Source organism: Citrobacter sp. FP75, assembly GCF_018342065.1.
Taxonomy (GTDB): Bacteria; Pseudomonadota; Gammaproteobacteria; order Enterobacterales; family Enterobacteriaceae; genus Citrobacter.
Window position 1 is genome coordinate 99,738 of record NZ_JAFDOE010000010.1, and the last position, 9,572, is coordinate 109,309.

A 9,572-nucleotide genomic window follows, 5' to 3' on the forward strand; every position below is an offset into this window, starting at 1 on the left:
GCCGGATAAGGCGTAGCCGCCATCCGGCAATGAATTTGTATCCTACATATTATAAAAATGACGAGGACAACATGAGCGACACAACGATCCTGCAAAATAATACCAATGTCATCAAGCCGAAAAAATCGGTTGCGCTGTCTGGCGTCGCTGCCGGAAATACCGCCCTGTGCACCGTCGGCAAAAGCGGTAACGACCTGCACTATCGCGGCTACGATATTCTCGACCTGGCGCAGCAGTGCGAATTTGAAGAAGTGGCGCACCTGCTGATCCACGGAAAATTACCCACTCGCGATGAACTCAACGCCTACAAGATCAAATTAAAAGCACTGCGTGGCCTGCCGGCAAACGTGCGTACCGTACTGGAAGCGCTGCCTGCCGCCTCGCACCCGATGGACGTAATGCGCACCGGCGTTTCTGCGCTTGGCTGTACGCTGCCGGAAAAAGAGGGGCACACCGTCTCCGGCGCGCGCGATATTGCAGACAAGCTGCTAGCCTCACTCAGTTCGATCCTTCTGTACTGGTATCACTACAGCCATAACGGCGAGCGCATTCAGCCTGAAACCGACGATGATTCTATTGGCGGTCATTTCCTGCATCTGCTGCATGGCGAGAAGCCGTCGGCAAGCTGGGAAAAAGCGATGCACATTTCGCTGGTGCTGTATGCCGAGCACGAATTCAACGCCTCCACTTTCACCAGCCGGGTGATTGCGGGAACGGGCTCTGATATGTATTCCGCGATTATCGGCGCGATTGGCGCCCTGCGTGGGCCGAAACACGGCGGGGCGAACGAAGTGTCGCTTGAGATTCAGCAGCGCTATGAAACGCCGGATGAAGCCGAAGCGGATATCCGTAAACGCGTGGAAAACAAAGAAGTGGTGATTGGCTTTGGTCATCCGGTCTACACCATTGCCGACCCGCGTCATCAGGTGATCAAGCGCGTGGCGAAACAGCTTTCTCAGGAAGGCGGTTCGCTGAAAATGTACAACATCGCCGACCGCCTGGAAAGCGTAATGTGGGACACCAAAAAGATGTTCCCGAACCTCGACTGGTTCTCGGCGGTCTCCTACAACATGATGGGCGTCCCGACCGAAATGTTCACCCCGTTGTTTGTCATCGCCCGCGTCACCGGTTGGGCGGCGCACATCATCGAACAGCGCCAGGACAACAAAATTATCCGTCCTTCCGCTAATTATACCGGCCCGGAAGATCGTGAATTTATCGCGATTGAAAAGCGTTGCTAATGCAAAACCTCTAAAGATAAAAACAGGAAATGTACCCTATGTCCGCACATATTTCGAACGTCCGCCCGGAATTTGACCGTGAAATCGTTGATATCGTTGATTACGTCATGAACTACGAGGTAGCCTCGAAAGTGGCGTATGACACCGCACATTATTGCCTGCTCGATACCCTCGGCTGTGGCCTGGAAGCGCTGGAATATCCGGCCTGTAAAAAATTGCTGGGGCCGGTCGTCCCCGGGACCGTCGTGCCGAACGGCGTGCGCGTACCTGGCACCCAGTTCCAGCTCGACCCGGTGCAGGCGGCGTTTAACATCGGGGCGATGATCCGCTGGCTGGACTTTAACGACACCTGGCTTGCCGCTGAATGGGGCCACCCTTCCGATAACCTCGGCGGTATTCTGGCGACGGCTGACTGGCTGTCACGCAATGCGGTGGCGGTGGGGAAAGCACCGTTGACGATGAAAACGGTGCTGACCGGTATGATCAAGGCTCATGAAATCCAGGGCTGTATCGCGCTGGAAAACTCATTTAACCGCGTTGGTCTGGACCACGTCCTGCTGGTAAAAGTTGCCTCGACCGCTGTGGTCGCCGAGATGCTTGGCCTGAATCGGGATGAAATTCTCAATGCGGTCTCGCTGGCGTGGGTCGACGGCCAGTCGCTGCGTACCTATCGTCATGCGCCGAATACCGGCACGCGTAAATCCTGGGCGGCAGGCGATGCCACGTCCCGCGCGGTCCGTCTGGCGCTGATGGCGAAAACCGGTGAGATGGGCTATCCGTCTGCGCTGACGGCGAAAACCTGGGGCTTCTATGATGTCTCCTTCAAAGGGGAATCGTTCCGCTTCCAGCGTCCGTACGGCTCTTACGTGATGGAAAACGTGCTATTTAAAATCTCTTTCCCGGCAGAGTTCCACTCACAAACTGCGGTAGAAGCGGCAATGACGCTGCATGAAAAACTGCAGGCCGCCGGTAAGACCGCAGTCGATATCGAAAAAGTGACCATTCGTACGCACGAAGCCTGCATTCGCATCATCGATAAAAAAGGCCCGCTGGATAACCCGGCGGACAGGGACCACTGCATCCAGTACATGGTAGCCATTCCGCTGCTGTTCGGACGCTTAACGGCGGCAGATTACGAAGACGGCGTGGCACAGGACAAGCGCATCGATGCCCTGCGCGAGAAAATTAACTGTTTCGAAGATCCGTCCTTCACCGCCGATTATCACAACCCGGAAAAACGCGCCATCGCCAACGCCATCACTCTGGAATTTACCGATGGCACACGCTTTGACGAAGAAGTGGTGGAATACCCTATTGGCCACGCGCGTCGTCGCACTGACGGTATGCCGAAGCTGGTTGAGAAATTCAAAATCAACCTGGCGCGCCAGTTCCCGACCCGTCAGCAGCAGCACATTCTGGATGTCTCCCTGGACAGAGCCCGCCTGGAGCAGATGCCGGTTAATGAGTATATGGACCTCTACGTCATTTAAGCGTGCAGGCTTAACAGGAGAGCATGATGTCTTTTAACGAATTTTATCAGCGTTCTGTTACTCAACCAGAGTCGTTCTGGGCCGAGCAGGCCCAGCGTATTGACTGGCAGCAGCCGTTCACTCAGGTGCTGGATAGCAGCCATCCGCCGTTTGCCCGCTGGTTTTGCGGCGGGACGACCAATCTGTGCCATAACGCCATTGACCGCTGGCTGGAGAAACAGCCTGAGGCGCTGGCGCTGATTGCCGTGTCATCGGAAACCGAAGAAGAGCGTACGTTCACCTTTCGCCAGTTGTATGACGAGGTGAATATCGCGGCGGCAATGTTGCTGTCGCTGGGCGTACAGCGCGGCGATCGGGTGCTGGTGTATATGCCGATGATCGCCGAGGCGCACATTACGCTGCTGGCCTGCGCGCGCATTGGGGCGATCCACTCGGTGGTATTCGGCGGCTTCGCGTCGCACAGCGTGGCGGCGCGAATTGATGACGCCCGACCGGTGGTTATCGTCTCGGCAGACGCTGGGGCGCGCGGGGGCAAGATCCTGCCGTATAAAAAACTGCTCGATGATGCGATCGATCAGGCACAGCATCAGCCGCGCCACGTGGTGCTGGTCGATCGCGGCCTGGCGAAAATGGCGCGGGTAGAGGGGCGTGACCTCGACTTTGCCGCGCTGCGCCAGCAGCATCTCGGCGCGCGTGTGCCGGTGACCTGGCTGGAATCGAACGAAACGTCCTGCATTCTCTATACCTCCGGGACAACCGGTAAACCGAAAGGCGTGCAGCGTGATGTTGGCGGTTATGCGGTAGCGCTGGCGACCTCGATGGACACCATTTTCGGCGGTAAAGCGGGCGGCGTGTTCTTCTGCGCGTCGGATATCGGCTGGGTGGTTGGGCATTCTTACATCGTGTATGCTCCGCTGCTGGCGGGGATGGCGACGGTGGTTTACGAAGGGCTGCCAACGTATCCGGACTGCGGCGTATGGTGGAAGATTGTCGAGAAGTATCAGGTCAGCCGGATGTTCTCTGCGCCGACCGCCATCCGCGTGCTGAAGAAATTCCCGACCGCGCAAATCCGCAATCACGATCTCTCGTCGCTGGAGGTGCTGTATCTGGCGGGGGAACCGCTGGATGAACCGACCGCGAGTTGGGTAACGGAGACCTTGGGCGTTCCGGTTATCGACAACTACTGGCAGACCGAATCCGGCTGGCCGATTATGGCGATTGCCCGTGGCGTGGACGACAGACCATCACGTCTGGGCAGTCCCGGCGTGCCGATGTACGGTTACAACGTACAACTGCTGAATGAAGTCACCGGTGAACCCTGCGCGGCGAATGAAAAGGGCATGTTGGTGATTGAAGGGCCGCTGCCGCCGGGATGTATTCAGACCATCTGGGGCGATGACGCGCGCTTTGTGAATACCTACTGGTCGCTGTTTTCTCGCCAGGTGTACGCCACCTTTGACTGGGGCATTCGTGACGCCGACGGCTATTATTTCATTCTGGGTCGCACGGATGATGTGATAAACGTAGCCGGACACCGACTCGGTACGCGCGAGATAGAGGAGAGCATTTCCAGCTATCCGAACGTTGCGGAAGTGGCGGTGGTCGGCGTGAAGGATGCGCTGAAAGGGCAGGTGGCAGTGGCGTTTGTCATTCCGAAACAGAGCGACAGCCTGGAAGATCGCGACATCGCGCATTCGGAAGAAAAGGCGATTATGGCGCTGGTAGACAGCCAGATTGGCAACTTTGGCCGTCCGGCACACGTCTGGTTTGTGTCGCAACTGCCGAAAACGCGTTCTGGCAAAATGCTCAGACGTACGATCCAGGCGATTTGCGAAGGCCGCGATCCCGGCGATCTCACGACCATTGACGATCCCGCGTCGTTGCAGCAAATTCGCCAGGCGATTGAGGAGTAATTCTCGTTAAATGGCCCGGGGGTACCGGGCCTGCGTCTTAATCCGCTTTCTTATACGGCCCGTGATAATAATCAAACGGCGCATATACCGTATCGGCCACGAATGATAACGGCACATCGATAAATAACAGTGCTAAATCAAAATAGTTATAATCGTAAGCGCCAGGGTTTTTTATTTTATCAACGTCATGGTGCATACCCACGTAATACGTATTTGAGTCCTCACCTTCCGTGCGTGCATTAATGCTGCCACATCCTGAAAGTAATGCGCTGATAAATAGCGCCATTACCGCAACCGTCTTTCTGCTCATGCTATGACCTGGCTTATCGCCCCGTTTTACCATAACGGTAGAAAAGCGGCTTTTTACCCGCAGAACTTAAGCCACCAGGTCAGGACTCATAGAGTGAGGATTGCACGCCGTAGCCCGGATAAACCACGTGAGTGGTGCATCCGGCAAAGAGGTTTTTACAGCGCGACGCTTTCGCGACGACGCAGTAGGGAAAAAGGCCCCGGCCCACTAAGGGTAAATACGGAAATCAACGTGAAGCTCAGCGCAATGATGCCCAGCACCAGATAAGCTCCCTGGAAACCAATACTCTCATACATTTTTCCGGCCAGAACTGACATGAAAATCATGGCTAACTGTTTGAAGAAACAGAAACACACCAGATAAATGGTGGCTGAGAAACGCACTTCAAACTGGCTGGTGATGTATTTGAAGCAACCGACGATCAGGAACGGTATTTCAAACATATGCAGCGTTTTGAGGATAACGACCTCCAGTGCAGAGGTGGCGAAGGAGGATCCGATAATCCGCACCGACATAATCGTACCGGCCAGCAGCAGGGCGTTCTTTCCGCCGATGCGATTCACAATCAGCGGCGCAAAGAACATGATAGAGGCGTTGAGCAATTCCCCCATGGTCGTGACGTAGCCGAACACGCGGGTGCCCTGTTCACCAGAGGCAAAGAATGAAGTAAAGAAGTTGGCGAACTGTTGGTCAAATACATCATAAGTACAGGAAACACCGACCACGTATAGCGAGAGGAACCAGAGTTTCGGTTGTTTAAATAACTCCAGCGCCAGCTTCAGGCTGAATGCCGAGTTGTTGGCACCTACCGCATCGGCGACTTTTGCAGAAGAAGGGGCATCTGTTTTTGAAAAAAGCAGCAGCAATGCCAGAATGACCGCACAGCCGGAACCTAACCAGAAGACAAACTGGTTGTTGATGGTGAACATAATTCCGGCAATCGAGGCACACAGCGCCCAGCCCACGCAGCCAAACATGCGTGCGCGACCAAATTCAAAGTTGCTTCGGCGGCTGGCTTTTTCAATATACGCTTCAATCGCTGGTGCCCCGGCATTATAAATAAAGCCAAGGTAAATCCCGCCGACAATCGAACCCAATAAAATATTAGCCTGTAATAACGGGCCAAAGACGTAAATAAAGAACGGGGCAAACATTACCAGCATGCCGGTAATGACCCACAGCAGGTGTTTGCGCAATCCGAGTTTATCAGACAGCAGACCAAATACTGGTTGGAACAACAAAGAGAACAGCGAAATACAGGCGAAAATGATCCCCGTATCCCCTTTGCTGATATGGTTTACATCGTGTAACCAGATAGGGAAGAAGGGGAAATAAGCGCCCATAATGAAAAAGTAAAAGAAGAAGAAAAAGCCGAACATCCAAAAGTTAGTGTTTTTTAAATAATACATGATGGACTTCCTTAGGCAAAATAAGGGCAGGTTGCAACCTACCCTTTATTATTTTTAACCCCAGATAATCTGGTAGTGGTAATGCCCTGCGCTCAGCAGGTATTCCGGGGAAACGGACGGGCTCCACGAATCATCCCCGCCGACGCCCATATGGAAGCCGTCAATATTGAGCCAGGTGCCCGCCTCCGGCTGCAGCAGGTGGCGGTGGCTGGTTTCCATCAGTTGCTTCTGGCTAAAGTGGCTGATGTTGAACTGAAAGTCGCCGCGCCACTGGTGTGCGCCGTAGCGCAATTCGCGCGTCCCGCAGCGCAGACCGTTTTCGCCTGGGAAAACGTACGGGGTATACATCTCATCAAGCGACACATCCCAACGGTCAAAACAGGCGGCGCTCAGCCTGTCCGGGTAGTTCTCATGCGGGCCGAGACCTAACCAGTTCACCCGCTCAGCGACGTGCGCCAACTGGCAGCTCAGGCCGATGCGGGCCGGATGTGGCGTGCCGTTGGCGATGTCGACATCTACCGTTACCTGCATCTCACCATGACCGTCGATACGGAATGACTTGCGGCTGATAAACAGCGTTTCGCCCTGATGCTGCCAGGCGTGGGCGGTAGTAATCAGTACGCTGTTCGCCAGCGCTTCGGCTTCGCATAGCAGCAGCAAAGGTTCTGCGCAGTAGTGACCGGCGGCCTTCCAGCGTTCGACCCAGGCGTTAGGATCGATGCGGGTTGATTCGCTCACGCCGATGTCGTTGTCCAGTGGCGCGCGGGTGAACTGGTCGGTAATCGGAGTTAACAGTTGGGCTGTATCGCCAATCCAGTACTGTGTCAGCAGGCCAGACTGACGGTCGAATTGCCAGCGCTTGTCGTTGGCTGACGCGATAAAGCTGTTCTCGCTAACGGTCAACTGTGGCGCGGTGCTGGCGCGCGGTGGCTGTGCCAGACTGAGTTTCTCCTCCAGCTTCCACTGCTGCCAGGCGCTGATATGCCCGGCGTCTGACCACGCGGTTGCCTGAGGTTGTTCTACGCGCACCGTCAGCCAGAGCTGGCCTGCGGTGTCCGGCATCGGGACATCTGGCAGGGTAATCACCTGGTGGCCCTGCGGGGCGATATCCAGCTCGATTTCTCCGGCGGCCAGCGGGTTGCCGTCCTGGGCTATCGACCAGTGCAGAACTTCGTTATCGCTGCGGCGGAACAGATACTCACTGGTCACTTCAATCTGGCGTTCAGCGCCCGGCAGTAACGTGAACTGGAAAAACTGCTGTTCATGTTTCGCCTCATATAACGCCGGGTGCGGGGTGCGATCGGCGAACACCAGTCCGTTCATGCAAAACTGACGATCGTTAGGCGTGTCGCCAAAATCACCACCGTAGGCTGACCACGCCTTGCCATTTTCATCATATTTAATTAGCGACTGATCCACCCAGTCCCAGACAAACCCGCCCTGCAGGCGCGGATACTGACGGAACGCTTGCCAGTATTTGGCGAAACCGCCAAAGCTGTTGCCCATGGCATGGGCGTATTCGCAGAGGATCAGCGGACGCTGTTCACCGGGCATCGACAGCCACTTTTTAATCGACCATTTCGGTACGGCGGGGAAGGGCTGATCCTGATCGACGCGGGCGTACATCGGGCAAATGATATCGGTCGCCGCGGTATTTGCGCCGCCGCCTTCATATTGCACCGGGCGTGACGGATCGTCTGATTTTATCCAGCGGTAGAGCGCGTCGTGATTGGCCCCATGACCGGATTCATTGCCCAGCGACCAGATGATAATGCTCGGGTGATTACGGTCGCGCTGCACCATGCGCGTTACGCGCTGGCTTATGGCGGGCAGCCAGGCGGGATCGTCGGTGAGGCGATTCATCGGCACCATGCCGTGGGTTTCAATATTCGCTTCATCCACCACGTACAGACCGTAGCGATCGCACAGGCTGTACCACAATGGATGGTTCGGGTAATGGGAGCAGCGCACGGCGTTAAAGTTATTCTGCTTCATCAGGATGATGTCCTGCACCATCGTCGCCTCGTCCATCACCTGACCGTTGACCGGGTGATGCTCATGACGGTTGGTGCCGCGAATCAGCAGCGGCTTGCCGTTAAGTAACAGCAGGCCGTTTTCAATGCGGACCTGGCGGAAACCGACGTCACAGGCTTCGGCTTCAATTAGCGTACCGTCAGCGGTCTGTAACTGCACCACGGCGCGGTACAAATTGGGCGTTTCCGCGCTCCATAGCGCCGGGCTTTCGATGTTCAGACGCAGAGTAACCCGGTCATGATAAGCGCCGCGTTCATCAATAATCTCGCTGCCGAGCGGGGAAGTCGTTTCGTGAGCAAGCGTCTCACCTTCCCACAATTGCAGGGTGATGCGTAAATCTTCGCTCTCGTTGCCCGCCACCCTGACTTCGGCTTCCAGCGCGGCGCGGCTGAAGTCGTCGTTAAAACGGGTGTTAATACGCAGGTCGCGGATTTGCGTGGTGGGTTTATGCAGCAGGGAGACATCGCGAAAGATACCGCTCATGCGCCACATATCCTGGTCTTCCAGATAGCTGCCGTCGCTCCAGCGCAGCACCATCACCGCCAGGCGGTTTTCTCCGCGCAGCAGATAATCGCTAAGATCAAACTCAGACGGCAGGCGGCTGTCCTGTCCGTAGCCGACCCAGCGACCGTTGCACCACAGATGAAACGCGGAATTGACGCCGTCAAAAATAATGCGCGTCTGACCCTCATCTAACCACGCGTCTTCGACATTGAATGTGAGCGAGTAACATCCTGTTGGGTTTTCCGCTGGAACATACGGAGGATTCACCGGAATCGGGTAGGTAACGTTAGTATAAATCGGCGCATCAAAGCCGTCCATCTGCCAGTTAGACGGCACGGTAATGGTCTCGGCCTGCGCTACATCCTCTGTAAGCCAGCTTTCCGGCACTGCCTCCGGCGCGGCGAACCAGGCGAACTGCCACTGGCCATTCAGAGAGCGCAACTGAGCCGAACGCCTATCGATACGCGCGTCATCCGCTGAACGCCAGCTACAGAACGGCGGGTGCGCCTCCAGCCGGTTAAGCTGCGTGACGCCGGGGTTTTCCCAGTCACGGCGGGCCAGTACGGCGGAGAGTGAATTTGTGTTCAGGTTCATGACGGTATCCTGTTTGAATTTGTTACTCGCTCACAATTCCAATCAAAATACGAATAAGCGATCCCTGCTGTAAAGGA

At 55.7% G+C, this 9,572-nt stretch carries 6 protein-coding genes; 3 read left to right on the forward strand and 3 right to left on the reverse strand.

Annotated features, from left to right (window positions below; all coding sequences use genetic code 11):
- The first annotated feature begins 71 nt into the window (after window positions 1–71).
- From prpC to prpE, 3 genes are read left to right on the forward strand one after another with little or no spacing between them, the layout of a single operon-like run.
- The gene (prpC, locus tag JQ822_RS22315) at window positions 72–1,241 is read left to right on the forward strand and encodes a bifunctional 2-methylcitrate synthase/citrate synthase (RefSeq protein WP_213135305.1); all 1,170 of its coding nucleotides are present in this window, start codon (window positions 72–74) and stop codon (window positions 1,239–1,241) included.
- A gap of 38 nt (window positions 1,242–1,279) precedes the next feature.
- The gene (locus JQ822_RS22320; RefSeq protein WP_213135306.1) at window positions 1,280–2,731 is read left to right on the forward strand and encodes a bifunctional 2-methylcitrate dehydratase/aconitate hydratase; all 1,452 of its coding nucleotides are present in this window, start codon (window positions 1,280–1,282) and stop codon (window positions 2,729–2,731) included.
- Between the two features lie 26 nt (window positions 2,732–2,757).
- Window positions 2,758–4,644 (forward strand): propionate--CoA ligase, encoded by a 1,887-nt coding sequence (prpE, locus tag JQ822_RS22325; protein ID WP_213135307.1) that lies wholly within the window; start codon window positions 2,758–2,760, stop codon window positions 4,642–4,644.
- A gap of 37 nt (window positions 4,645–4,681) precedes the next feature.
- Here the strand turns inward: prpE and JQ822_RS22330 are convergent, their stop codons facing one another.
- From JQ822_RS22330 to JQ822_RS22340, 3 genes are all read right to left on the reverse strand, one after another.
- The gene (locus JQ822_RS22330; protein ID WP_213135308.1) at window positions 4,682–4,954 is read right to left on the reverse strand and encodes a YceK/YidQ family lipoprotein; all 273 of its coding nucleotides are present in this window, start codon (window positions 4,952–4,954) and stop codon (window positions 4,682–4,684) included.
- Window positions 4,955–5,109: 155 nt separating this feature from the next.
- Complete coding sequence (locus tag JQ822_RS22335; RefSeq protein ID WP_213135309.1) at window positions 5,110–6,363, reverse strand: MFS transporter; 1,254 nt, start codon at window positions 6,361–6,363, stop codon at window positions 5,110–5,112.
- A 54-nt stretch (window positions 6,364–6,417) separates the two neighbouring features.
- Window positions 6,418–9,495, reverse strand: coding sequence for a beta-galactosidase (locus JQ822_RS22340; RefSeq protein WP_213135310.1), 3,078 nt, complete (start codon window positions 9,493–9,495; stop codon window positions 6,418–6,420).
- Window positions 9,496–9,572: the final 77 nt, after the last annotated feature.